General features: G+C 67.1%; 23 protein-coding genes, 2 tRNA genes and 1 pseudogene. 11 read left to right on the plus strand and 15 right to left on the minus strand.

The genetic code is table 11. The annotated features are described in order from the left end of the window. Nucleotides 1-38 precede the first annotated feature (38 nt). A complete protein-coding gene (locus tag ACPTTC_RS05635) occupies nucleotides 39-539 on the minus strand; it encodes a dihydrofolate reductase (protein ID WP_226195725.1) in 501 nt (166 codons plus the stop codon). 25 nt (nucleotides 540-564) lie between these two features. Here ACPTTC_RS05635 and ACPTTC_RS05640 point away from each other — a divergent pair, with 25 nt between their 5' ends. Next, the gene (locus ACPTTC_RS05640; protein ID WP_423391807.1) at nucleotides 565-819 is read left to right on the plus strand and encodes a hypothetical protein; all 255 of its coding nucleotides are present in this window, start codon (nucleotides 565-567) and stop codon (nucleotides 817-819) included. Here ACPTTC_RS05640 and ACPTTC_RS05645 read toward each other — a convergent pair. Further along, nucleotides 813-1,034: a hypothetical protein gene (locus ACPTTC_RS05645; protein ID WP_423391808.1), complete on the minus strand. Its 222-nt coding sequence runs from the start codon at nucleotides 1,032-1,034 to the stop codon at nucleotides 813-815. The genes ACPTTC_RS05640 and ACPTTC_RS05645 overlap by 7 nt on opposite strands. Before the next feature lie 610 nt (nucleotides 1,035-1,644). Between ACPTTC_RS05645 and ACPTTC_RS05650 the strand changes: the two genes are divergently transcribed. Both ACPTTC_RS05650 and ACPTTC_RS05655 read left to right on the plus strand, forming a co-directional pair. Further along, nucleotides 1,645-3,042, plus strand: a complete 1,398-nt coding sequence (locus ACPTTC_RS05650) for a sigma-54 dependent transcriptional regulator (RefSeq protein WP_175035625.1) — start codon at nucleotides 1,645-1,647, stop codon at nucleotides 3,040-3,042. 41 nt (nucleotides 3,043-3,083) lie between these two features. Continuing rightward, nucleotides 3,084-4,055 (plus strand): thymidylate synthase, encoded by a 972-nt coding sequence (locus ACPTTC_RS05655; RefSeq protein WP_175967169.1) that lies wholly within the window; start codon nucleotides 3,084-3,086, stop codon nucleotides 4,053-4,055. Nucleotides 4,056-4,156: 101 nt separating this feature from the next. Here ACPTTC_RS05655 and ACPTTC_RS05660 read toward each other — a convergent pair whose 3' ends face one another. Further along, on the minus strand, nucleotides 4,157-6,640 hold the full coding sequence (locus tag ACPTTC_RS05660) for a DUF6600 domain-containing protein (protein ID WP_423393317.1): 2,484 nt from the start codon (nucleotides 6,638-6,640) through the stop codon (nucleotides 4,157-4,159). A 162-nt stretch (nucleotides 6,641-6,802) separates the two neighbouring features. Then, entirely contained in the window at nucleotides 6,803-7,510 is a 708-nt protein-coding gene (locus ACPTTC_RS05665) for an ArsR/SmtB family transcription factor (RefSeq protein WP_423391809.1), read from the minus strand. A gap of 196 nt (nucleotides 7,511-7,706) precedes the next feature. On the opposite strand from ACPTTC_RS05665, the gene ACPTTC_RS05670 reads away from it, so the two are divergent. Both ACPTTC_RS05670 and ACPTTC_RS05675 read left to right on the plus strand, forming a co-directional pair. Beyond that, nucleotides 7,707-7,847 carry a hypothetical protein gene (locus ACPTTC_RS05670; RefSeq protein ID WP_163008963.1) on the plus strand — a complete coding sequence of 47 codons (141 nt, stop codon included), beginning with the start codon at nucleotides 7,707-7,709 and terminating at the stop codon, nucleotides 7,845-7,847. 130 nt (nucleotides 7,848-7,977) lie between these two features. Beyond that, complete coding sequence (locus ACPTTC_RS05675) at nucleotides 7,978-8,490, plus strand: acyl-CoA thioesterase (RefSeq protein ID WP_039370920.1); 513 nt, start codon at nucleotides 7,978-7,980, stop codon at nucleotides 8,488-8,490. A gap of 44 nt (nucleotides 8,491-8,534) precedes the next feature. Here the strand turns inward: ACPTTC_RS05675 and fumC are convergent, their stop codons facing one another. From fumC to ACPTTC_RS05690, 3 genes are all read right to left on the minus strand, one after another. Beyond that, nucleotides 8,535-9,929 (minus strand): class II fumarate hydratase, encoded by a 1,395-nt coding sequence (gene fumC, locus ACPTTC_RS05680; protein WP_047850516.1) that lies wholly within the window; start codon nucleotides 9,927-9,929, stop codon nucleotides 8,535-8,537. Between the two features lie 155 nt (nucleotides 9,930-10,084). Next, a complete protein-coding gene (norM, locus tag ACPTTC_RS05685) occupies nucleotides 10,085-11,473 on the minus strand; it encodes a multidrug efflux MATE transporter NorM (RefSeq protein ID WP_423391810.1) in 1,389 nt (462 codons plus the stop codon). Between the two features lie 135 nt (nucleotides 11,474-11,608). Further along, nucleotides 11,609-11,827, minus strand: a complete 219-nt coding sequence (locus tag ACPTTC_RS05690; RefSeq protein ID WP_006486208.1) for an RNA-binding S4 domain-containing protein — start codon at nucleotides 11,825-11,827, stop codon at nucleotides 11,609-11,611. A gap of 269 nt (nucleotides 11,828-12,096) precedes the next feature. On the opposite strand from ACPTTC_RS05690, the gene ACPTTC_RS05695 reads away from it, so the two are divergent. Beyond that, nucleotides 12,097-12,498, plus strand: coding sequence for a hypothetical protein (locus ACPTTC_RS05695; RefSeq protein WP_423391811.1), 402 nt, complete (start codon nucleotides 12,097-12,099; stop codon nucleotides 12,496-12,498). 123 nt (nucleotides 12,499-12,621) lie between these two features. Here ACPTTC_RS05695 and ACPTTC_RS05700 read toward each other — a convergent pair whose 3' ends face one another. From ACPTTC_RS05700 to fdxA, 8 genes and pseudogenes are all read right to left on the minus strand, one after another. After that, nucleotides 12,622-13,404: a DUF4088 family protein gene (locus tag ACPTTC_RS05700; RefSeq protein ID WP_175951700.1), complete on the minus strand. Its 783-nt coding sequence runs from the start codon at nucleotides 13,402-13,404 to the stop codon at nucleotides 12,622-12,624. Between the two features lie 161 nt (nucleotides 13,405-13,565). Then, nucleotides 13,566-13,904: an AzlD domain-containing protein gene (locus ACPTTC_RS05705; RefSeq protein ID WP_104768634.1), complete on the minus strand. Its 339-nt coding sequence runs from the start codon at nucleotides 13,902-13,904 to the stop codon at nucleotides 13,566-13,568. After that, complete coding sequence (locus tag ACPTTC_RS05710; protein ID WP_423391812.1) at nucleotides 13,901-14,668, minus strand: AzlC family ABC transporter permease; 768 nt, start codon at nucleotides 14,666-14,668, stop codon at nucleotides 13,901-13,903. Before ACPTTC_RS05710 ends, ACPTTC_RS05705 begins: the two co-directional genes overlap by 4 nt. Before the next feature lie 122 nt (nucleotides 14,669-14,790). Continuing rightward, nucleotides 14,791-15,691, minus strand: a pseudogene (locus ACPTTC_RS05715) (AraC family transcriptional regulator). Nucleotides 15,692-15,753: 62 nt separating this feature from the next. Then, nucleotides 15,754-16,239, minus strand: coding sequence for a CreA family protein (locus ACPTTC_RS05720; protein WP_011351383.1), 486 nt, complete (start codon nucleotides 16,237-16,239; stop codon nucleotides 15,754-15,756). A gap of 119 nt (nucleotides 16,240-16,358) precedes the next feature. After that, nucleotides 16,359-16,434, minus strand: a tRNA-Asn gene (locus tag ACPTTC_RS05725). Between the two features lie 75 nt (nucleotides 16,435-16,509). After that, a tRNA-Asn gene (locus tag ACPTTC_RS05730) sits at nucleotides 16,510-16,585 on the minus strand. 102 nt (nucleotides 16,586-16,687) lie between these two features. Then, nucleotides 16,688-17,011, minus strand: a complete 324-nt coding sequence (fdxA, locus tag ACPTTC_RS05735) for a ferredoxin FdxA (protein ID WP_011351384.1) — start codon at nucleotides 17,009-17,011, stop codon at nucleotides 16,688-16,690. A gap of 321 nt (nucleotides 17,012-17,332) precedes the next feature. Between fdxA and pncB the strand changes: the two genes are divergently transcribed. The 5 genes from pncB to rmuC all read left to right on the plus strand — a co-directional run bounded on the left by pncB (nucleotide 17,333) and on the right by rmuC (nucleotide 23,303). Then, the gene (gene pncB / locus ACPTTC_RS05740) at nucleotides 17,333-18,532 is read left to right on the plus strand and encodes a nicotinate phosphoribosyltransferase (RefSeq protein WP_423391813.1); all 1,200 of its coding nucleotides are present in this window, start codon (nucleotides 17,333-17,335) and stop codon (nucleotides 18,530-18,532) included. Between the two features lie 88 nt (nucleotides 18,533-18,620). Beyond that, nucleotides 18,621-19,283 (plus strand): LutC/YkgG family protein, encoded by a 663-nt coding sequence (locus tag ACPTTC_RS05745; RefSeq protein WP_423391814.1) that lies wholly within the window; start codon nucleotides 18,621-18,623, stop codon nucleotides 19,281-19,283. A 43-nt stretch (nucleotides 19,284-19,326) separates the two neighbouring features. Next, nucleotides 19,327-20,757 carry a sodium:proton antiporter gene (locus tag ACPTTC_RS05750; protein ID WP_423391815.1) on the plus strand — a complete coding sequence of 477 codons (1,431 nt, stop codon included), beginning with the start codon at nucleotides 19,327-19,329 and terminating at the stop codon, nucleotides 20,755-20,757. 81 nt (nucleotides 20,758-20,838) lie between these two features. Continuing rightward, the gene (locus ACPTTC_RS05755) at nucleotides 20,839-21,828 is read left to right on the plus strand and encodes a 2-hydroxyacid dehydrogenase (protein ID WP_423391816.1); all 990 of its coding nucleotides are present in this window, start codon (nucleotides 20,839-20,841) and stop codon (nucleotides 21,826-21,828) included. Continuing rightward, on the plus strand, nucleotides 21,825-23,303 hold the full coding sequence (gene rmuC, locus ACPTTC_RS05760) for a DNA recombination protein RmuC (RefSeq protein WP_423391817.1): 1,479 nt from the start codon (nucleotides 21,825-21,827) through the stop codon (nucleotides 23,301-23,303). Before ACPTTC_RS05755 ends, rmuC begins: the two co-directional genes overlap by 4 nt. The last annotated feature ends 66 nt before the right edge of the window (nucleotides 23,304-23,369 follow it).

The raw sequence follows: 23,369 nt of genomic DNA on the forward strand, positions 1-23,369 counted from the left end.
TGAGTGAGCCGGTCGGGCTTTTTCATTGTGCGTGTGCGTCAGCCGCGCTTGCGCTCGTAGACGACGAACGCATAGCCGAACGTATTCGGCGCGGCCGCCTGATGCGCATCGCGCGACACTTCCTGCCACTGCGCGGCGTCGGGCGCCGGGAACGAGGCGTCACCGTCGAAGTCGGCATCGATCTCGGTGACGACCAGCTTGTCGGCGAGTGCGAGACCTTCCGTGTAGAGCTGCGCGCCGCCAATCAGGAACACCTCGGGCACGCCGTCGCGCGCGGCAAGCGCCAGCGCATCGACGAGCGACGTGACCGTGTCGCAGCCGTCGAAGCGACGCGTCGCGTCGCGCGTGACGACGATATTGCGGCGGCCCGGCAGCGGCCGGCCGATCGACTCGTGGGTCTTGCGGCCCATCACGATCGGTGCGCCCATCGTCGTGCGCTTGAAGAAGGCGAGATCCTCGGGAAGTTTCCAGGGCAACTGGTTGTCGCGGCCGATGATGCCATTGCGGGCACGCGCGACGATCAGGGTCAACGTCGTCATGAAGGTCGGGGAAAGGAAAACCGGAATGGCGCCGATTTTACCGGAACGGCGACGCGCGCCGGTTCCGGGTGCGCGCATCCATTTTTCTGCGCTGCGCGCCGCGACGCTCGAGGCAATGCGTCGCGGCGACGGAATGAATAAAAAGCGTGCCCGCCGGGGGACGGAGCACAAAACCGTTCCGTGTTGCGAGATCGTCGATACCGGCCTCCGATCGATGCTGTCCGGCCCGCTCAAATCTATACGTGATCCTTATCAAATGAATCGACTCGTGCATCACTGATGCGTACTGCCTTGCGCGGTGCCTTCCATCGCGTGCTGCGCGTCGCCCGGCTGCGGTACCGGTACTGGAAGCGGCATCGGCAATTGAGGCGGCGGAATCTCGTCCCACAGCGTCACCGAAGTCCTGCCGGCCGGCAGCAGTTGCGGTGACGACACGGTCACGATACCGAACCCGTTGCCGTGCTGCATGCTCGGCGCGTTTGCTGCAAGCAGCATGGCGCGATCCGGATTCGCGCTTTCGTCTGCGCGTACGAGCGTGGGCGGGCCGACTGCGACGGCCGCAATGGCCATCGACACGAAAGAAAGTAAAAGATGTTTTCGCATGGTCGCTGTCTCCGACGGTTTCCATATTCAGCGAAATGCATGCCATCGCGCCGGGACCGTTGTCGAGACTGCGATTCGTGCTCGAGCGTTGCGAATTGTGTTGGAAAACGGCCGAAAATGTTTCAGGCCTGAAACGAGGGGGCTTGGGAATTCTGCGGATTCAATCCATACGCAGCAAGGATGAAAATCGTCGCAAGTGTTGATGACAGAGCGTATCGCTGCGCACGTGCTATGTGCAGACGATTGACGCGCATCGACCTCCTGAGCGATACGGCCGCGTCGCTCGCCGCGCTGAAATCGGATTGTCGTATTCAGTGCCTATAACTAAGCTGTCTTGATCAAAATAACTGGACGCAAGATAAGCGCCATCATGCGAGGCGATGTGATCGCCTCGTATCGGCATGGCGAATCGAGCCGCCTTCGGCTGACCCGATTCGATCCTTTTCGCCCGTGACCTGGCGGGCACGGCAATCGTTAGACGGTTGATGAACGGGGTGAGCATATGGGAGCCGATCAGCGGCACGTGATCTACTATTCGCGCGAACCGAACGACGCGTTGCGTGGCCATTTCGACGAATGCGGTTGGCGTGTCGATCTCGCGGAGACCGTGCGAGACGTACGACGTGTCGTGCAGCATGGCGTCGCAACGGCCGGGCTGCTCGATTTTTCGCCGGGCTTCAAGCCCTCCGACCTGCGCGAACTCGAATCCTGCCTGAGCATTCAGCACATCGGCTGGATCGCGGCGACGCGCCGCGGCCAGTTGCAGGACGCTACGCTGCGCCATCTCATTCGCGACTACTGTTTCGACTACGTGACGATGCCGTACGAGACGTCGCGGATCGTCGAGACCGTCGGTCATGCGCACGGGATGGTCGCGCTGACCGAACCCGTTGCGCCGCCCGTCGGCGCCGGACGCAGCGAAGGCGAAATGGTCGGGACCTGCGATGCGATGCTGGGGCTCTTCAGGACGATACGCCGCGTCGCGGCAACCGACGCGCCGGTGTTCATCTCCGGCGAATCGGGTACGGGCAAGGAACTGACGGCGGTCGCGATTCACGAACGTTCGTCGCGCGCGCAGGCGCCGTTCATCGCGATCAATTGCGGTGCGATCCCGTCGACATTGCTGCAGGCCGAACTGTTCGGCTATGAGCGCGGTGCGTTCACCGGCGCGAACCAGCGCAAGATCGGCCGCGTCGAGGCCGCCAACGGCGGCACGCTGTTTCTCGACGAGATCGGCGACTTGCCGCTCGAAAGCCAGGCAAGCCTGCTGCGCTTCCTGCAGGAAGGCAAGATCGAGCGGCTGGGTGCCCATGTGTCGGTGCCGGTCGACGTCCGCGTGATCTGCGCGACCCACGTCGACATGGAAGCGGCGCTGCGCGAAGGACGGTTCCGCGAGGACCTGTTCCATCGCCTGTGCGTGCTGAAGATCGAGGAGCCGCCGCTGCGCGCGCGCGGCAAGGACATCGAGGTGCTCGCGCGCCACATGCTCGAGCGTTTCAAGGGCGATGCGCATCGTCGCCTGCGCGGCTTTTCCCCCGATGCGGTCGCGTCGCTGTACGGCTATTCGTGGCCGGGCAACGTGCGCGAACTGATCAATCGCGTGCGCCGCGCAATCGTCATGTCGGAGGGCCGGATGATTACCGCGGCCGATCTCGAGCTGAACGACTTCGCGACGCTCGCACCCGTGTCGCTGCTGGAGGCGCGCGAGGCGGCCGAACGGCAGGCGATCGAGCAGGCGCTGTTGCGCCATCGCGGCCGATTCGCGGATGCCGCGCGCGAACTCGGCGTGTCGCGCGTCACGCTCTACCGGCTGATGTGCGCACACGGCATGCGCGATCGCGGCGACACGCTGGCAGGGTTTTCGGCGCCGTTGCCGGAGCTTCCGCATCACGCTTGCTAAAATTGGCGGGTACGGCCGCCCTCGCGGCCGAAGGAACCCGCATGAAACAGTACCTCGATCTCGTTCGTACCATTCTCGATACCGGCACCTGGCAGGAGAACCGCACGGGGATCCGCACCATCAGCATGCCGGGCGCGATGCTGCGCTTCGACCTGCAGCAAGGCTTCCCGGCCGTGACGACCAAGAAGCTCGCGTTCAAGTCCGCGATCGGCGAACTGGTCGGCTTCCTGCGCGCGTCGCGCAGCGCGGCCGATTTCCGCGCGCTCGGCTGCAAGGTGTGGGACGCGAACGCGAACGAGAACGCGCAATGGCTCGCGAACCCGTATCGCCAGGGCGTCGACGATCTGGGTGACGTGTACGGCGTGCAATGGCGCCAGTGGCCGGGCTACAAGGTGCTCGACGCGGGTGCCGACGCGCAGATCGCCGATGCGACGCGCCGCGGCTTCCGGATCGTCACGCGTTTCGACGAGGACGGCGCGCCCAAGGTGCTGCTGTACAAGGCGATCGACCAGTTGCGCCAGTGCCTGGACACGATCATGGAGAACCCGGCCGACCGCCGCATCCTGTTTCACGCGTGGAATCCGGCCGTGCTCGACCAGATCGCACTGCCCGCGTGCCATCTGCTGTACCAGTTCCTGCCGAATGCGACGAAGCGCGAAATCTCGCTGTGCCTGTACATCCGCAGCAACGACGTCGGCCTCGGCACGCCGTTCAACCTGACGGAAGGGGCTGCGCTGCTGTCGCTCGTCGGCCGGCTGACGGGCTACACGCCGCGCTGGTTCACGTACTTCATCGGCGACGCGCACATCTACGAGAATCAGCTCGACATGCTGCAGCGCCAGCTCACGCGCGAGCCGTACGACAGCCCGCGGCTCGAGATTGCCGAGCGGGTGCCGGAATACGCGAAGACAGGCGTTTACGCGCCCGAGTGGCTGGAACAGATCGAGCCGTCCGATTTCTCGCTCGTCGGCTACCGCCATCATGAGCCGCTGACTGCGCCGATGGCGGTCTGATCGCGCGACCCGGGCCGCGCGGATGCATCGATCCGCGCCCCGCAGGAAAAAGGCCCGACCGGTATCAGCCGGTCGGGCCTTTTGTTTCACGTTTGCGGCACTTACTGGTGATGCCGCTCTTCGTGACCGCCTTGCGGCGGGCTGCTCGGGTGGGGTGCCTCGACGTGCGGCGCCGGTTGCGGCCGCGGTTCCACGTGCGGTGCGGGCATCGACGGGCGCGGTTCCATGCGTGGTGCCGGTTGCGGTCGCGGCTCCATACGCGGCATGTCATGCACGGCGGGCGCCGGCGGGCGGTATTCGTTCACACGTGGCGGCGCGACTTCGCGATGCGGCGCCGGTTGCGCGAATTCGGGGCGAGGTTGCGGTTGCCCATGCTGGGCCGGCGTCGGGAAATCGGGGCGCGGATGCGGCTGCGGAATCTGCGCGGTATTGTCCAGCCGCGGTTGCGGCAGCGCGCGCGGTGCTGCGTTCCGGTCACCGGGCTGCGCGCCCTGCGGAGTCGGCGTGCCTTCCGGATGCGGCACCGCTGCGCTGCGTACGGGCGGTAGCGCATTCTGTCCCGCCGCGTGGAGTGCGGTCGGCGGAGCAGGGCGCTGACGTTCGATCGGCGTGTGCGGCTGCATCCACGCGGGCGACTGTGCCTCGGCTGCGTGTGCGTTGCCGATGCCCGCCGGACCGTTGTTCGCTACCGGCGGATGCGGGACGCCGTTGCCGGGCCCGACTGCCTGATGCGGCATCGGGTTGCCGGGGGCCTGCGGCATGCCGCCGGTGACGAAACGCGGTGCGTTGGGGTTTTCGCCGTTCGCCGGCCGCGTGACATTCGGCATGCCCGGCATCGGTGCTCCCGGCCGCCCGGCCTGCACGGCGGCCGGCTGGCCTTCGCGAGGCGCGCGAGCCGGTTGCACGACGGGGCCGTGCGGATTCACGAGCTGCACGTTGTGCATCGCCCATGCGCCGCCGTTCGGCTTGCCCGGAATACGGATCGGGCGAGCCGTGTAGTCGGCCGGCACGTTTGTCTTCACGACGGGGGCGCCGGCACCCGGTACGCGCCCGCCTTGCTGCGCGAGGTGGGCTGCGGCCTGGTCGCGATACGCGGCCGGCACGGCGGGATTACGCGTCGCGACGTACGGGTGCTGGGCAATCGCCGCAGGCGGACGGTAGCTCGCGTTGCGCAGCCCGCCAGTGAAGCTCTGGCGCACCGGCGCGATGCCCGGCGTCCCCGGCGTGACGTGCGCGTTGCGCCATTGCTGCGGATCGACGTGCTGCGAGAAGTGCGCGACCGGCTGGCCGTGCACGAACGCGGAGGCCGGTACGGCCGTGATCGCGTGCGGTGCGCGGAAGTTCACATATGTCTTGTTGATGTTGGTGATGTTCGTCACGTTCACGGTCTTGTTCACGTTGACGTTGTTCACCACGATGTTGCGGTTCACGCGGTCGTAGTAGTGCGGGCTCCAGCCGCCCCAGCCCGGATGCCACGGTTCGCCCGGGCCGAGCGCGAACCACGCGCAGCCGGCCGCGGCGACGCCGCCCACCGTGAGCGCGACGCTCCAGTCGGGGCCGCCGCCACCGCCCACGAACGCGACGAGCGCCGGCGCATAGACCGGCGGCTGGCTGACGACCAGCGGGCCCGGTACCCACGCCCAGCTGTCGTCCACGTATGCCCAGCGGCCGTAGTGATACGGCGCGAAACCCCACGGCGCGTCGTCGACCCACGTCCAGCCCCACGGCGCCTGCCAGATCCAGTGGCCGTCGTGGTACGGCGCCCAGTCTGCCGGCGTGTCGTTCGGCACCCATACCTGGCCGTAATTCGGGGTTTCGCGCCACGTGCCGTTCGCGTCGAGATCCTGGTAGCCGGGAATGTCGCGGGACACATAGCGGGCCGACACCGAGCGCTCTTCGGCTGCGTCGCGGCTGGCGGCCCACTGGTCGAGCGGATCGGGGCCCGGGGCAGCGGATTGCTGCGCGACCTGAAGGTCGGTGCCCGTGAACGTGACCTGCTGCCCGGGCGACAGCGGGTACTGGCCGTTGCTGCCGTAGACGGTTGCACTGCCGCTGCGCACCGTGACCGTCGTGCTCGCACCGTTTGGCGCGACGTCGACGCGATAGTCGCCGGGGCCTGTGATGCCGAGCGCGAGATTAGGCGTGTCGATTTCGTACGATCCGCCGGCCGGCAGATCGCGCACGTGCGTCGACACGGTGCCGAGCCCCACTTTCAGCTGGGTCGTCGTGTCGTCGAGGTTCAGCACCGACAAACTCGTCGACTCGCCGAGCCGTACCGCGGTCGAGCCGATGTGCAGTTCCGAGCGCGCCCCGGCATCGTTCCAGAGCTGGTCGCCGGTCGTCAGCGGCCGGTTTACGGCGGCATACGACCACGTATCGGTGCCGGCCGGCTCGGTCGTCACGGCCCCGGACAGGTAATTGAGTCGCGCGACACGGCTGGGCGGATCGCCGCCCGGTTGCCGTGCGGCGGCCGCATAGGGCGGGGCGCCGGCCGATTGCGCGAATGCGGGGGGCAGTGCCGCAAGCGCGGCAAACGCAAGCAGCGTGCAGCGGGCGGTTCGCTTGAGCGTGAACAGGGTGGCCATGGTGAGCGTCTTCGTCATTATCGCGGCGCGTCGATTCGTGCCGCTGAGTTCACAATATCCGCTCGGCCTGTTTCAATGCTCGGTGTTTTGTAAGGCGAATGGCACACGATGTAACAAAACCTGTCGATCGTGCGCCGTTGTCGCGCAGATGCAATGCTGGCGTCAAGCGGACGTAAGCCACCCGTCGAAAACCTGCTGTCCGGGCACGGTGACGCGCAGCACGCGAGGCCGTGCCGCGCGTTCGATCCAGCCGTGCGCGCAGAAGCTCTCGAGCAGCGCTGCGCCGAGTGCGCCGCCGAGATGCGAGCGCCGCTCGCTCCAGTCGAGACAGCCGCACGCGAAGCGGCGCCGGCGCGTGCGCTGCTGCGCGACGTCGATGCCCCATTGCGTGAGCGCCTGGGTGCCGAGTTCGGTGGTCTCGATCGCATCACCGTCGGCCAGCAGCCAGCCGCGCGCGGTGAGCCCGTCGAAGATGCGCACCGCGAGTTCGCCGGCCATGTGGTCGTAGCAGGTGCGCGCATAGCGCAGTTCGGCCGGGACCGTGCGGGACGGCGTAGGAACCGGGCGATGCGGCGCAGCCGCGCGGGCGACGTTCGCGAGCGCCTCGAGCGACGCCGCGATGTCGGCCGACGCGATCCGGTAGTAGCGATGCCGGCCGCGCACGTCGAGCGCGAGCAGGCCGCCTTCGGTCAAGCGCGCGAGGTGGGCGCTTGCAGCGGACGGCGACAGCCCCGCGATCATCGTCAGTTCGCCTGCCGGTCTCGCGCTGCCGTCCATCAGCACCCACAGCATCGCGGCGCGCCCGGGGTCGGCGATCAGCGAGCCGATGCGGCTCAGGCCCGGAAAGTGGTGGTCGTCTTGGTCGGTCATCGTCGTGTCTCGTCAGGCGGGATGATCCCCAGTGTAGTGGGCGTGCGCATTCGATGTTTCGTTTTTGGCTGAAATGTCGGATGCATCGGCACAGGCGCCGTCGATGCGGCGGAACCGCGCTGCGGCTGCTTGCGGCGCGCGCGTAGAATGGCCGAAAGCGGCCGCAGCGGGCGGCCGCACGTGACACGATGCAACGATGAAGACGATTTTCTGTTTGCTGGCGGCCGCACTCGTTTGCGCGGCCTGTGCGCAGGGCGGTGCGGGTGCGGCCGGCGAGCGCGGCGGCAGCATCGAGATGTACGGAACGATCGACCAGGGCATCACGGTGCGCCGCTGACCGGAGCCGGCCGTGCGCGCGCCAGTCACCGCCCCGACAGCCGCGCAACACGGGGCGCCCCGCGGCGCGTTGCCGCAGTGCAACGTATAATGGCCCGATTACAGCGCCCCTGCCGCCTGGAGCCAACAAGATGTCCCAACCGTCCCCCGTACCGGCCGCCCTCGATCGCACCGAAACCGTATTTCGCTTCCTCGCCGAGCCGTCGTCGGTGAACTTCGGCGGCAAGGTGCATGGCGGCGCGCTGATGAAGTGGATCGACGAGGTCGCCTATGCATGCGCGGCCGTCTGGTCGAGCCGCTATTGCGTGACGGTCAGCGTCGGCAACATCCGTTTCCAGCGTCCGATCATGGTCGGCAATCTGGTCGAGCTGAAGGCGCGCGTCGTTGCGACGGGTCGCACCAGCATGCACATTCATGTGTCCGTGCATGCCGGCGATCCGAAGGGCGGCATGCTGCGCCAGACAACCGATTGCCTCGTCGTGTTCGTCGCAGTCGACGAGAACGGCAACCCGGTGCCGGTACCGCCGTTCGTGCCCGAGACCGACGAGCAGAAGGTGCTCGCGAAATATGCGGCCGACGTGCGGGCCGCGCTCGACAAGATCGTCGAGATGAAACCGGAAGAGGTCGCGAAGGGCGCGGTCTGACCGCCGCGGGCGCCGCGCATCGCGCCGCGCCCGTCGTCCTGCCGTTACTGCGACCCGATCATCTGCTCGGGACGTACCCACGCATCGAATTCCGCCTCGGTCAGGTAGCCGAGCGCGAGCGCGGCCGCCTTCAGCGTCGTGCCTTCCTTGTGCGCCTTCTTCGCAATCTGCGCCGACTTGTCGTAGCCGATGTGCGGATTGAGCGCCGTCACGAGCATCAGCGATTCGTTCAGCAGCAGGTCGATCCGCGAACGGTTCGGCTCGATGCCCACCGCGCAGTGGTCGTTGAAGCTCTGCGCGCCGTCGGCGAGCAGCCGCACCGACTGCAGCACGTTGTGCGCGATCATCGGCCGGAACACGTTCAGCTCGAAATTGCCGCTCGCGCCGCCGACGTTGACCGCGACGTCGTTGCCGAACACCTGGCAGCACAGCATCGTCACGGCTTCGGACTGCGTCGGGTTCACCTTGCCCGGCATGATCGAGCTGCCCGGCTCGTTTTCAGGAATCGACAGCTCGCCGAGCCCGCAGCGCGGCCCGCTCGCGAGCCAGCGCACGTCGTTCGCGATCTTCATCAGGCCGGCCGCGACCGTCTTCAGCGCGCCGTGCGCGAACACCAGCGCGTCGGCGGCGGCCATCACCTCGAACTTGCTCGGCGCCGTCACGAACGGCAGTTTCGCGAGCCGGCCGATTTCATCGGCGACGCGCACGGCGAACTCCGGATGCGCGTTCAGTCCCGTGCCGACCGCGGTGCCGCCGAGCGCGAGTTCGTACAGGTGCGGCAGCGCCGATTCGACGTGACGGATGCCCTGGTCGAGCTGCGCAACGTAGCCGGAAAACTCCTGGCCGAGCGTGAGCGGCGTCGCGTCCTGCAGGTGCGTGCGGCCGATCTTCACGATGTCGGCGAACGCCTTCGACTTCGCGTCGAGCGTCGTGCGCAGCGTGCGCAGCGCCGGCAGCAGGTGGTTGACGATCGCGTACGCGGCCGCGACGTGCATGGCGGTCGGGAACACGTCGTTCGACGACTGGCCGCGGTTCACGTCGTCGTTCGGATGAACCTTGCGCGCTTCGCCGCGCTCGCCGCCCATCAGCTCGCTCGCGCGGTTCGCGATCACCTCGTTGAGGTTCATGTTGGTCTGCGTGCCGGAGCCCGTCTGCCACACGGCGAGCGGGAATTCACGCGGATGCTTGCCGGCGATGATTTCGTCGGCCGCGTCGATGATCGCGCGCGCCTTGTCGTCGGCCAGCACGCCGAGCGACTGGTTCACGGCCGCTGCGGCGCGCTTGACGATCGCGAGCGCGTGGATCAGCTCGGGCGACTGCTTCTCGGTCGAGATCCGGAAATTCTGCAGCGAGCGTTCGGTCTGCGCGCCCCAGAGCCGGTCAGCCGGCACGGCGATCTCGCCAAACGTATCGCGTTCCATCCGAACTGCTTCGTTCATGATCCACTCCTCCAGGAAAGGGGAAAGGCCACGCGTCGTCGCGCGGCATCAGACGTAACCAGACGTATCGTGAGGCAGTCGCGCCGCTCGCGCGGCGTCTTGGGGTCTTCAGCCGACTAGCATAGCGCCGGCCCGGATTTCGTGTCTTGTCGCGCTCAGCGCGATGACGTCACGAGCGACGCGCTCTTCAGATGGAAGCGCCATGCCATCAGCACGGCCACGCTTGCGAGGCCGGCCGCGAGGCCCCACCAGAGGCCGCGGGCGCCGAGGCCCACGTGGAAAGCGAACCAGTAGCCGGTCGGAAAGCCGATGCCCCAGTAGCCGAGGGTCGCCGCGAGCATCGGGATGCGCGTGTCCTTCAGGCCGCGCAGCGCACCCGACCCGACAGTCTGCGCGCCGTCGACGATCTGGAACACCGCGGCGATGCCGAGCAGCGACGCGGCGAGCGACACGGTGGCCGCGTCGGCCGGATCGTCGAGGTTCAGGTACAGGCCGACGATCGCATGCGGCGCGACGACCAGCACGATGCCCGACAGCGTCATGAACGCGACACCGAGGCCGAGTGCGACGAAGCCCGCATGCCGCGCGGCGACGGGTGCCCCGGCGCCGACCCAGTAACCGACCCGCACGTTGGCGGCCTGGCCGATCGCGAGCGGCACCATGAACGCCACCGACGCGACGTTCAGCGCGATCTGGTGGGCGGCCAATGACGTCGCACCGAGGACGCCGATCGTCAGGCCGGTCGCGAGGAACAGCGTCGACTCGACCCCGTACGTGATCGCGACGGGCCAGCCGATGCCGATCAGTTCGCCCATCATCGGCAGCTTCGGGCGCGCGGCGGTGACGAAATGGCGGAAGCGTTGCCGGCCGTGCAGCAGCCAGATCAGTGCGAGCGCGGTGAGCCAGATCGTGATCGTCGTCGCGACCGCCGAACCGAGGAAGCCGAGGCGCGGCAGCCCGAACGCGCCGTGGATCAGCCCGTAGTTCAGTACGCCGTTGACGCCGACGCCGCCGATCGACACCCACAGCAGCCGGCGCGCTGCGCCGATCGCCGGCAGGAAGGCGCGCATCAGCCCGACGCCGATCAGGCTACCGAGCGCGGCGAAGCGCAGGATGCCCGTGTATTCGCCGACGTGATGGGCGAGCAAGGGCGGCTCGTGGAACATCAGCAGGATCGGTTCGGACAGCGACAGCGCGATGATGGCCGGAATCGCGAGCAGCACGGACAGCGCGAAGCCGGTCCAGTAGATGTGCGGGACGCGCTCGTCGGCCTTCGCGCCGCGCGCGTGCGCGACGCTGACGCTGACCGACGACAGCACGCCTTGCAGCACGGTCACGATGACGAAGAAGAAGTTCGCGCCGAGTCCGCCCGCCGCGAGCGAATCGGGGCCGAGCGAGCCGAGCAGCACGGTGTCGGTGACGCTCATCGCCATCTGCGACAACTGAGCGATCGCGAGCGGCGCAGCGAGGCGCGCGGTATCGGCGGCGTGACTGGACAGGGACGGCGGCGCGGCAGCCGTCCGCGTAAGACCGGAATGCGACATGGAATGGGCGCTCGCGCGGGTGCGGGCCCGCGCTATATGTATTTATTTTGAGAGAGAGCTAGCTTACGGCTTTATTCGAACCGTGTCGAACGCGCGCGCCGATGGCCATGTCGCAGGCAGGGGGAACCGTCGGCCCTAGGCTTCGCGCACGGCAATGCGCGTGTCGCCGAGCAGGACGACCTGGCCCGCGCGGATCTTGCAGGTCTTGCGCAGTTCGACCGCGCCGTCGACTTTCACCGCGCCGGACGCGACGATCAGCTTCGCGGTGCCGCCGCTGTCCGCGAGGCCGGTGATCTTGAGAAGGTTATGCAGCTCGACGTATTCGCCGGTCAGCGTGAAATCCAGATTGGGCATGACGAAGAGGGGGCGCAATGCGCGGGAGGAGTCGCCCCGCATCATACGGCACCGCGGGCCGGTGCGCGAGCGCGGCCGGCTGCCGCACGCAGTTGTTAGGGAGTGTGAGCCATTCGTCAGCAAATGAAACGGTGGGTAACAGTCTGAGAGATTCGAGAACCGGCCGCGCGGGCCGCGGGTCTTTTGTCGTACCTGCTGCGTATTGCGGCGGGGATGCAACGGGTCGCATCGCTGCGGTCCGGGCTCACGACTTCCTGAGGAGAATTGCCATGTCCAAGATTCGTACGATGCTGATCGGTGCCGCACTGACGGCGTTCGCCACTTCGGCGGTATTTGCCCAGACGGGCGCGGCGGTGCAGGGCGCAGCCGGTGCCGGCGTGCAGGCGCAGACGCCGGCTGCGGGCGCCGGTGCCGGCATGCAGGGTAGTGCGGGCGCGAACGCGCCGGGCAATGCGGTCGGCGGTGCAACCGATGCGGTCGGTGCGGCAGCGGATGGCGCGAAGGATACGGCGTCGTCGGCCGTCCACTCGGCCAAGAAGCACACGAAGCACGCTGCGAAGTCGACCAAGAGCCGTGTCGGCTCGGCCAAGGCGAAGGCCGGCGAAGCGACCGAAGGCGGCGCATCGGTCGGCGCGGAGGGCGGTGCGTCGGCCCAGGGCGCCATGCAGTAAGCAGTGCCCGGCGCCGCGCGACGTTCGTCCTCGACGGTGCGTCGCGACGGCGGTCATCCGACGGCCCGGTTCGCGTTGCGCGAGTCGGGCCGCTTTCATGTGTCGATGCGATCTGGCGCGCCGTTACGGCCGCCGTTGGCTTTGTCCTTGTCCCTGACCCTGCGCCGGCCGCGCGGCGGCCGGGGTGAATACGCTGCGCAGCCACGCGGCGAGGCGGGCGAAGACGTCGTAAGGCTCCTCGACGAAGATCTCCGGCTTCAGCAGCCGCAGGTATTCCATGATCTGCTGCGCCTCCTGTTTCTGGAACGAGCCGTGCGCGAGCCCGAGCCGCAGCAGTCCGCGCAGCTCGCCGAGCTTGTCGCGCGCGGTGCTGCCGACGCTCATCTCGCACGCGAGCTTGGCCTCGTAGACCCGTTGTCGCAGCGATTCCGCGAGTCGCCATGCAGGCGTCTGCATCAGTTCCTCGAGCGCCTGGATGTCTTGCGCCGCCCCCTTGATCTGCGATGCGAGCGGATCGATCAGCGACGGGTCGCCCTGCGCTTCGGCGACGATCGCCTTCGCCCAGTCGCGGCAAGCCTTCGCGAGTTCGTCGGGGGTCCATTCGGAGCGTGACGCGAAGCCGAATCCGAATTCGCCGGCCTGCCGCATCAGGATCGCGACGACGTCCGGAAATTCCTTGTCCAGCGTGCGTTTTGCCCACGCGTACTGACCGCCCTGCAGCATCCGCTGCACCGCGTGCTCGGTCAGCGGCACCATGTTGTCGAGCAGTTTGGCGCGCAGGAAATCCTCGAACGACGGCGTCGCGAACTGCGGGTCGAGTTTCAGCGACACGCGCACGAACGCGTCGTAGTCCTTGCGCAGGGACTCGAGCGTGTCGTCCTTGAGGGAAAGGGTGATCTGGCCCATGAATCGTCTCGATGGCGGCCCGCGCAAGCCGGCGGCCGGCGCGGCGCACCGGGACGGGCGCAGCGTCGACTGACCGGTGCGCGCCGAGGCCGGTGGCGGGTCTTCATCTCCTATATCGGCGTGCCGTACGGAAACTTGAGCGCGCGTGACCGAGCGTGTACTCAGGCGGGTAGCCAGTGGGGCAGCACGACCCCTTGCCAGAAAAAGAACACCGCGAGCCCTGCCGCGATCGTCACGAGCGGGCGGCGGGTGGCTGCCGATACGAGCACGGCAGCGAGCGCGCCGACGAGCTGTGGATTGCGCCAGGTCAGTTCGGCCGTGCCGCCGTGCGGCGAGACGGTCATCGGCACGATGATCGCGGTCAGCACGGTAACGGGCACGAAGCCGAGCGCGGTCCGCACGAGCGGCGGGAAGGTCAGCCGTTCGCCGAACAGAAACAGCGTCGAGCGGATCGCGTAGGTGATGACGGCCATCCCGAGAATCAGCAGCGCGTAGCTCACGATGCAGCCTCCGTGCGCGAGCCGGCGCGCGTGCGTTCGTGCAGCAGCGTGAGTGCGACGCCGATCGCGACGCCGGCGGCGACCGCACCGAGCAGCCCGAGCTTGTACGGCCAGCCCTGCCAGAAGTACGCGAGCGGGCCGGCCGTCACGGCCGCCGCAAAATAACGCAGCGTGCCGAGTTGCGGGATGACGATCGCGATGAAGGTCGCCGCCATCGCGAAATCGAGACCGAGCGACTGCAGGCCTGGAAATGCCGCGCCGAAGCCGATCCCCGCGAGTGTCCAGACCTGCCAGTTCAGGTACATCGCGAGCCCCGAGCCGAAGAAATAGTGAGGGCCGATCGCGCCCGGCGGGAAATGCCGGTAGTGCGCATAGGCGACCGCGAACACCTCGTCGGTCATCAGTGCGCCGAGCGTCGCACGCCAGCGCAACGGCAGGTGTGCGACATAGGGCGCGAGCGTCGCGCTGTACAGCAGGTGGCGCAGGTTCACGATCAGCGTGGTCGCGAGCACGACGGCGAAGCTGGCGCTGCCCGCGATCAGGCCGAGCGCGATGAATTGCGCGGAGCCCGCGAATACGGCGAGCGACATCAGCGCGCCATGCCATGCGGCGAGCGGGCCGCCGCCAACGAGCGTGCCGAAAATCACGCCGAACGGGGCGGCGCCGATCATCATCGGGATCGTGTCGCGCGCGCCGTCGAGCCATTCGTTCAATGGGCGGCGGGCAGGTGATACGGGTGTCGGGTTCAAAGGGGGCTCCTCCATCAACGGGAGGATAGCGGCCAGGGGGTGTGCTGGCTTGTATGTTCTTGCGCTCGCGGGATCGGGGCGGTGCTTGCCCGCCTGCCGGCGCCGACGGTATCGCGGGGCCGGCCGGACGCTGCGCGTCAGCTCGCCTGCCAGCGCCCGGGCGGCACGCCGAACATGCGCTTGAAATGCCGTGTGAAGTGGCTTTGGTCGACGAAGCCGCTGGCCGCCGCGACGTCGGCGACGGGCACGCCCGCGCGCAGCGGCGCCAGCGCGCGCTGCAAGCGCAGCTGGTTGCGCCAGGCATGCGGCGGCATGCCGGTCGTGCGGGTGAACAGGCGCGCCGCGTGGAACGGTGACAGGCCAGCAGCCTGTGCGACTTCGTCGAGCGTCACCGTGCACATGAGGTCGGCGGCGAGCCGCTCGCGCATCGCGTCGACGCGCGGTTCGTCTGCCGCGAACGGCGCTGGTCGCGGCAGTGCGTCGGCATGGCGCACGATCAGCGTCGATAACGCGTCCAGCATCGCCGTTTCGGCGGCAAGCGGATCGTAGATGCGCGGCGCGCCGCTCGCCGGATCGTCAGCTGGCTGCCCGTGCGCCTGCGAGGGCAGTGCGCGCTCGCTGCCGGCCTCCATCATCCGGTGTGCCAGCGTGAGCCTGGTCGCAAGATCGGCGTCGCGAATCACGCCGGGCGCAAACCACGGCGCGTCCTGCGGGCGGCCGGCGATCGCACTGGTGAGTTCGCGGATGAATTCGACCGGCATGTAGCTGACGCGATAGCACCAGCCCTCGTCGGCCGCGCGCGAACCCGTATGCACTTCGCCGGGATTGATCACGGGTACGGAGCCGGTTTCGGCGACATAGCCGCTGCCGCGATAGGTAAAGCGTTCCGCGCCTTCGAGAATCACGGGGATCGTGTACGCGTCGTGCCAGTGGGGGGGCGAACGTGTGATCGCGATAGGTGGCCGTGACGAGATCCGCATCCGGCAGCAGCGGCGTGCGCCAGTAGCGTGCGGAGTCGGGAAGGCGGGTGGCGGACATGATCGGGCGCGGAAGCGGTCGAATCGACAGTGTATCGTTCGCGCGCCCGGCAGGCGCGGGCTTTACTTGACCGGAATCGTCGTGCCGGCCGGCATCGGTACCGCGGTGACGGCGTTCTTCGGGCTGCCACTGACGATGCGGTCGCTGTAGGTCAGGTAGACGATCGTGTTGCGCTTGGCGTCGACCACGCGCACGACGTGCAGGGTCTTGAAGATGAACGACATGCGCTCGCTGAACACGTCGGTCTGCTGCTTGAGCGGTTCCTTGAAGCTGATCGGGCCGACCTGGCGACATGCGATCGACGCTTCGCTCGGATCCTCGGCGACGCCGAGCGTGCCCTTGATCCCGCCGGTGCGGGCGCGCGACACGTAGCAGGTCACGCCGTTCACGACCGGATCGTCATACGCTTCGACGACCACGCGATCGGAGCCCGTGACGCGAAAATGGGTGTTGACGCTGCCGACCTCCTCTGCGTGCGCGAGCGGCGCCGCGGCGAACGCGGAAAGCAGGAGGGCGAAGGGGGCCGAGCGGAGGAGGCGGTGCTTCATCGATGGAACCGGATGCGAATGCGGGACAGAGACTCTAGCATGCGCGCGACCGGGCGACGAAAGTCGAAAGGCGGGCCGGAAAAACAAAAGGCCCGTCGATTGACGGGCCTTTCGCTATTTGGCTCCCCGACCTGGGCTCGAACCAGGGACCTACGGATTAACAGTCCGGCGCTCTACCGACTGAGCTATCGGGGAATAAATCGGTACATCTGCATGCTTGTTTGTCTACCAGCAAAAAGCCCGTCCACTTTCAACGGGCCTATGCGTTTTTGGCTCCCCGACCTGGGCTCGAACCAGGGACCTACGGATTAACAGTCCGGCGCTCTACCGACTGAGCTATCGGGGAACAAACAACAACAGCAGAGAAACGAGATTATATGGAGCGTTGATCAGGTCGTCAATACTTTTGAGCCGCGGCGCACAAAATTTTTTTGCGGCCGCTGCGCGATCAGCGCTCGAGCAGGTGCAGCTTGTCCTGCACGTCCTTCCACTCGTCTGCGTCGGCCGGTGCCGGCTTGGTCTTCGTGATCGACGGCCAGTCCTTCGCCAGCTCGGCGTTCAGCGCGGTGAACTGCTGCTGGTCGCCCGGAACGTCTTCTTCGGCATAGATCGCATTGGTCGGGCACTCGGCGACGCACACGGCGCAGTCGATGCACTCGTCCGGATCGATGGCGAGAAAGTTGGGACCTTCACGGAAGCAATCCACCGGGCACACATCCACGCAATCCGTGTATTTGCACTTGATGCAGCCTTCGGTCACAACGTGAGTCATTAAAACGCTCCTGCTTGGCGGTATATATGGGGTGGCGTATGCGCCAAAACCGGCATTGTAACTGAAGCGCAAAACCCGCATGGCGTGGTCGGCTATCCGGCTTATATCGTTTCGTGATTAGTTTATAGGGGCGTCCGGGGGGGCTCGCCGAAGGGGCGCACCAACGGGGCGCCTGTACCGTACGCCGGTAGGGCGGGGCGACCGGCGCCGGGCGGCAGGCGGTTTCACGATGGTCGGGCCCGCATTCGGGTAACATGGCCGACAGACCGGGCGGCGCGGGGTGCGCCGAGGCCCTGTCACGATATTGGCGGTGCCGTAATCATGATCATCACTTCGCTGCTCGACACGGATCTCTACAAGTTCACGATGATGCAGGTCGTCCTGCATCACTTCCCCGCTGCAAGCGTCGAATACCGTTTCCGGTGCCGCACGCCCGGCGTCGATCTCGTGCCGTACATCGACGAGATCCGCGACGAGGTGCGCGGCCTGTGCTCGCTGCGTTTTACCGACGTCGAACTCGACTACCTGCGGCGGATGCGCTTCATCAAAAGCGATTTCGTCGACTTCCTCGCGCTGTTCCACCTGAACGAGAAGTACATCTCGATCTCGCCGTCGCCGAAGGGCAACGGCGAGATCGACATCGAGATCACGGGACCCTGGCTGCATACGATCCTGTTCGAGATCCCGGTGCTCGCGATCGTCAACGAGGTCTATTTCCGCAACACGCAGCGCGAGCCCGACTATCGAGAAGGACGCGAGCGGCTGCGCGAGAAAATCAAGCTGCTCGGCGCGAAGCCCGAATTCGCCGACTGCAAGATCGCCGACTACGGCACGCGTCGGCGCTTCTCGAAGGTCTGGCACGAGGAAGTTGCGCTCACGCTGCGCGACGGCCTCGGCCCGCAGTTCGCGGGCACGAGCAACGTGCTTTATGCGATGAAGCACGGCATCACACCGCTCGGCACGATGGCGCACGAATATCTGCAGGCCTGCCAGGCGCTCGGCCCGCGGCTGCGCGATTCGCAGATCTACGGCTTCGAGATGTGGGCGAAGGAATATCGCGGCGACCTCGGGATCGCGCTGTCGGACGTCTACGGAATGGATGCATTCCTGAACGACTTCGACATGTACTTCTGCAAGCTGTTCGACGGCGCGCGCCACGATTCGGGCGATCCGTTCGAATGGGGCGAGCGGATGCTGCGCCATTACGAGTCGAACCGTTGCGATCCGCGTACCAAGGTGCTCGTGTTCTCGGACGCGCTCGACATCCCGAAGGTCATGCAGCTGTACGAACGGTTCCGTGGCCGCTGCAAGCTCGCGTTCGGCGTGGGCACGAATCTCACCAACGATCTTGGCTACGTGCCGCTGCAGATCGTGATCAAGATGGTCCGCTGCAACGGCCAGCCGGTCGCCAAACTGTCGGATTCGCCGGGCAAGAGCATGTGCGACGACAAGGCGTATCTCGCGTACCTGCGCCAGGTGTTCGGTATCGCGCAGCCGGTCGAGGAGGACGCGTCGAAGTAGGCGTCGGCCGAGCGGCCAAAACTGCGTTGCGGCGAGGTCGGCCGGTATAATCCGACAGTATCGCCCGCCAACGTCACGAGGACCGTTCATGGACACTTCCGCTGCCCGTCGTCAGATCCTCGCGCGCATTCGCGCGGCACAGGGGCGTGCGGCCGAACCCGATTCGGCCGAGCGCGACGGCGTTGCCGACTACCTCGTTCGGCATCCGGAGGGCCCGCGCCCGCCGGCGCCGGCCGATCTCGTCGCTGCATTCGTCGACGAAGCGGCACGCCTGTCGACGACGGTCGACGAAGTCGCGACGCTTGCCGAGGTACCGGCCGCCGCGGCTCGCTACCTTTCCGCTCACGGCCTGCCGACGCAGGCCGTCGCGTGGCGCACGCTGGCCGATTTCGACTGGGCGGGCGCAGGCCTGTCGGTCGAATGCCGCAAGCCGCGCGACGGCGATCTGGTCGGCGTCACCGGCTGCTTTTGCGCGACCGCCGAAACGGGCTCGCTGGTGCTGCTGTCCGGCCCCGACACCTATGCGTCGGCCGGCCTGCTGCCGGAAACGCATATCGCAATCGTTCCCGCGTCGCGGATCGTCGCCGGTCATGAAGACGCATTTGCGCTGATCCGCTCGGAGCGTGGCGAATTGCCGCGCGCGGTCAATTTCGTGTCGGGCCCGTCGCGCACGGGCGATATCGAGCAGACCATCGTACTGGGCGCGCACGGCCCGTACCGCGTTCACGTGATCGTTGTACGGGGCGCGTGACGCGCCCGCTGCATCCACTACCACTCGAACAAGGAAGTTCCGCATGAAACGACATGCCGCCTGGGCGGGCATGGCGTCGGGGATCGCGCTTGGCGCCGTTCCCGCGCTTGCATCGGCCGCAACGCTCGACGGTGCCACGCTGTCTGCCCTCTGGGGTATCCCGTTCGCCGGGATCCTGCTGTCCATCGCACTGTTCCCGCTCGTCGCCCCCGTGTTCTGGCATCACCACTTCGGCAAGATTGCGGCCGGGTGGGCGCTCGCGCTCCTGATCCCGTTCGCGTTCGCGTTCGGCGCGGGCACCGCGTTCGGCACGCTCGTGCATGCGCTGCTCGAGGAATACATCCCGTTCATCGTGCTGCTCACCGCGCTGTATACGGTCGCCGGCGGGATCTGCGTGAACGGCAACCTGCACGGCACGCCGAAACTGAACACCGCGATCCTCGCGCTCGGCACGCTGCTCGCGAGCGTGATGGGTACGACGGGCGCCGCGATGCTGCTGATCCGGCCACTGCTGCGCGCCAACGACAACCGCAAGCATGTCGTGCACGTCGTGATCTTCTTCATCTTCCTCGTCGCGAACGCGGGCGGCTCGCTGTCGCCGCTCGGCGATCCGCCGCTGTTCCTCGGTTTCCTGAATGGCGTGAGCTTCTTCTGGACGACCACGCATCTTGCACTGCCGATGCTGTTCATCTGCGTTGTGCTGCTGGCGCTGTTCTTCGCGCTCGATACGTACTTCTACCGCAAGGGCGGCGAGGAGCGGCCGGCCGTGCTCGATCCGACGCCGGACAGCGACAGGCTGTCGATCGACGGCAAGATCAATTTCGTGCTGCTCGCAGCCGTGATCGGCCTGGTGCTGATGAGCGGCGTGTGGAAGCCGGGCATCACGTTCGACGTGTGGGGCACCCACGTCGCGCTGCAGAATCTCGTGCGCGATGTCGCGCTCGTGGTCGTAACGCTCGCGTCGCTCGCGCTGACGCCGCGCTCCGCGCGCGAGGGCAACGCGTTCAACTGGGCGCCGATCGAGGAAGTCGCGAAGCTGTTCGCGGGGATCTTCGTGACGATCGCGCCGGTGATCGTGATCCTGCGCGCTGGGGCCGACGGCGCATTCGCGCAGATCGTCCATCTCGTCACGGGGCCGGACGGCAAGCCGATCGACGCGATGTACTTCTGGGCGACCGGCATCCTGTCGTCGTTCCTCGACAACGCGCCGACCTATCTCGTGTTCTTCAACCTCGCGGGTGGCGATGCGCAGTCGCTGATGACGACCGGCGCGTCGACGCTCGCCGCGATTTCCGCGGGCGCGGTGTTCATGGGCGCGAACAGCTATATCGGCAACGCACCGAACTTCATGGTGAAGGCGATCGCCGAATCGCGCGGCGTGAAGATGCCGAGCTTCTTTGCGTATCTCGGCTGGGCGCTGGTCGTACTGATACCGGTATTCCTGCTGACGTCGTGGATCTTCTTCACGGCGTAAGCTGACGATTTTCAACCTAGGGCGGGCGGTCCCGGCGGCGCACGGCGCGCTGTGTTCCGTCCGCGGCATGCGGAGATGGCGATGCAGAAGATCCTGGTCGCGCGTCCGATCTTTCCGGACGTGATCGAGCGCCTCAAGCAGTATTTCGACGTCGACTGGAACAACGGCGACGCACTCGCTCCCGATGCGCTCGCCGCGCGTCTGGCCGACAAGGACGGTGCGCTGACGGCCGGCGATCCGGTCGGTGCGGCTGAACTCGCGGCGGCGCCGCGCCTGCGCGTCGTGGCGAACATGGCGGTCGGCTACAACAATTTCGACATGGTCGCGTTCAACGCGGCGAACGTGCTCGGCACCAACACCCCCGACGTGCTGAACGAGTCGACTGCCGATTTCGGATGGGCGCTGATGATGGCCGCCGCACGCCGGATTGCCGAATCCGAGCACTGGCTGCGGGCCGGCCATTGGCAGAAGTGGGCGTACGACGGATTCCTCGGTAGCGACATTTACGGCTCGACGCTCGGCGTCATCGGGATGGGGCGCATCGGCCAGGCGCTCGCGCGCCGTGCGCGCGGCTTCGGCATGCAGGTGATCTATCACAACCGGTCGCGGGTCGCGCCCGAGATCGAGGCCGAGCTGAATGCCGAATACGTGTCGAAGGATGCGCTGCTTGCCCGTGCCGATCACGTCGTGCTCGTGCTGCCGTATACGAAGGAGAACCATCACACGATCGGCGCGGCCGAGCTCGCGAAGATGAAGCCCACCGCGACGCTGACCAACATCGCGCGCGGCGGGATCGTCGACGACGCGGCGCTGGCCGTCGCGCTGCGCGACGGGACGATCGCCGCGGCCGGCCTCGATGTGTACGAAGGCGAGCCGACGGTCCATCCGGCGCTGCTCGAGGTGCCGAACGTCGTGCTGACGCCGCATATCGCGAGTGCGACCGAAAAAACGCGCCGCGCGATGGCGAACCTCGCCGCCGACAACCTGATCGCCGCGCTGGGCGAAGGGCCGCGCGCAGGGCAGCCGCCGAATCCGATCAACCCTGACGTGATCGGGAAGCCGCGCGTATGACGATGACGTTGTTGCTTGCGACGGTCGTCGTGCTGGCCGTCGCGCTTGCGGTGGCGATTGTCGCGCTCGTGCGTGGCGGTGGCCGCCACGACGATGCGGCGGTACTGGGCGACCAGATCGAGGACGCCGCGCATGCACAGGCGCGCGCGGTCGAGCGGCTCGAACGCGAATTGCGCGGCGAGATCGTCGAGAACGCGCGCGGCTCGCGTACCGAGCTGGCCGGCAGCTTCGCGCAGCTTCAGCAGACGCTCGCCGCGCAGCTGACGAGCGTGGCAACCGTGCAGAACAACCAGATCGAAGGTTTTGCGCAGCAGCTCGGCAAGCTCGTCGCCGGCAATGCGCAGCAGTTCGACGCGATGCGCGAGAGCGTGCAGCGGCAGGCGCAGCAGGCGCGCGAGGAGCAGACGGGCGCACTCAGGCTGTTCGGCGACACGTTGAACCGGCAGCTCACGCAACTGACCGAAGCGAACGACCGCCGGATCGGCGAGGTGCGCGCGACGCTCGAACAGCGGCTGAAGGAAATCGAGACGAACAACGCGGCGAAGCTCGAGGAGATGCGCCGCACCGTCGACGAGAAGCTGCACGCGACGCTCGAGCAGCGGCTCGGCGAGTCGTTCAAGCTCGTGTCGGATCGGCTCGAGCAGGTGCATCGCGGGCTCGGCGAGATGCAGACGCTCGCGGCGGGCGTTGGCGACCTGAAGAAGGTGCTGACCAACGTGAAGACGCGCGGCACCTGGGGTGAAGTACAGCTCGAGGCGCTGCTCGAGCAGATGCTGACGCCCGAGCAGTACGCGAAGAACGTCGCGACGGTGCCGAAGAGCAGCGAGCGCGTCGAATTTGCGATCCGGTTGCCGGGCCGCGAAGCGGGCACGCGCGACGCACCGCCGGTGTGGTTGCCGATCGACGCGAAATTCCCGCGCGAGGACTACGAGCGGTTGATCGACGCGCAGGAGCGCGCCGATGCGGTGGCGGTCGAGGAGGCGGCCCGCGCGCTCGAAGCACGCGTGCGGCTGGAGGCGCGCACGATCGCCGAGAAGTACGTCTCGCCGCCGCACACGACCGATTTCGCGCTGCTGTTCCTGCCGACCGAAGGGCTCTATGCGGAGATCCTGCGTCGCCCGGGGCTGACCGACCTGCTGCAGCGCGACTATCGCGTGACGGTCGCCGGCCCGACGACGCTCACCGCATTGCTGAACAGCCTGCAGATGGGGTTCCGCACGCTCGCGATCGAGCAGCGCTCGAGCGAGGTGTGGCAGGTGCTCGGCGCTGTGAAGACGGAGTTCGGCAAGTTCGGCGACGTGCTCGCGCGCACGAAGGCGCAGCTCGAAACGGTCACGCGCTCGATCGAGTCCGCCGAGCAGCGTACGCGCGTGATGAGCCGCAAGCTGAAGCAGGTCGAGGCGCTGCCGGGTGATACGGCGGCAGGGCTGCTCGGCGCGGAAGGTAGCGATGGCGCCGATGCGGACGACGCATGACGCACACGGCCGACATCGGCCGGAAAGCAAAAACGGGCGCTGCGGCGCCCGTTTTCTTTTGAATCA

This window comes from Burkholderia mycopellens (genome assembly GCF_964265025.1).
Classification (GTDB): Bacteria; Pseudomonadota; Gammaproteobacteria; order Burkholderiales; family Burkholderiaceae; genus Burkholderia.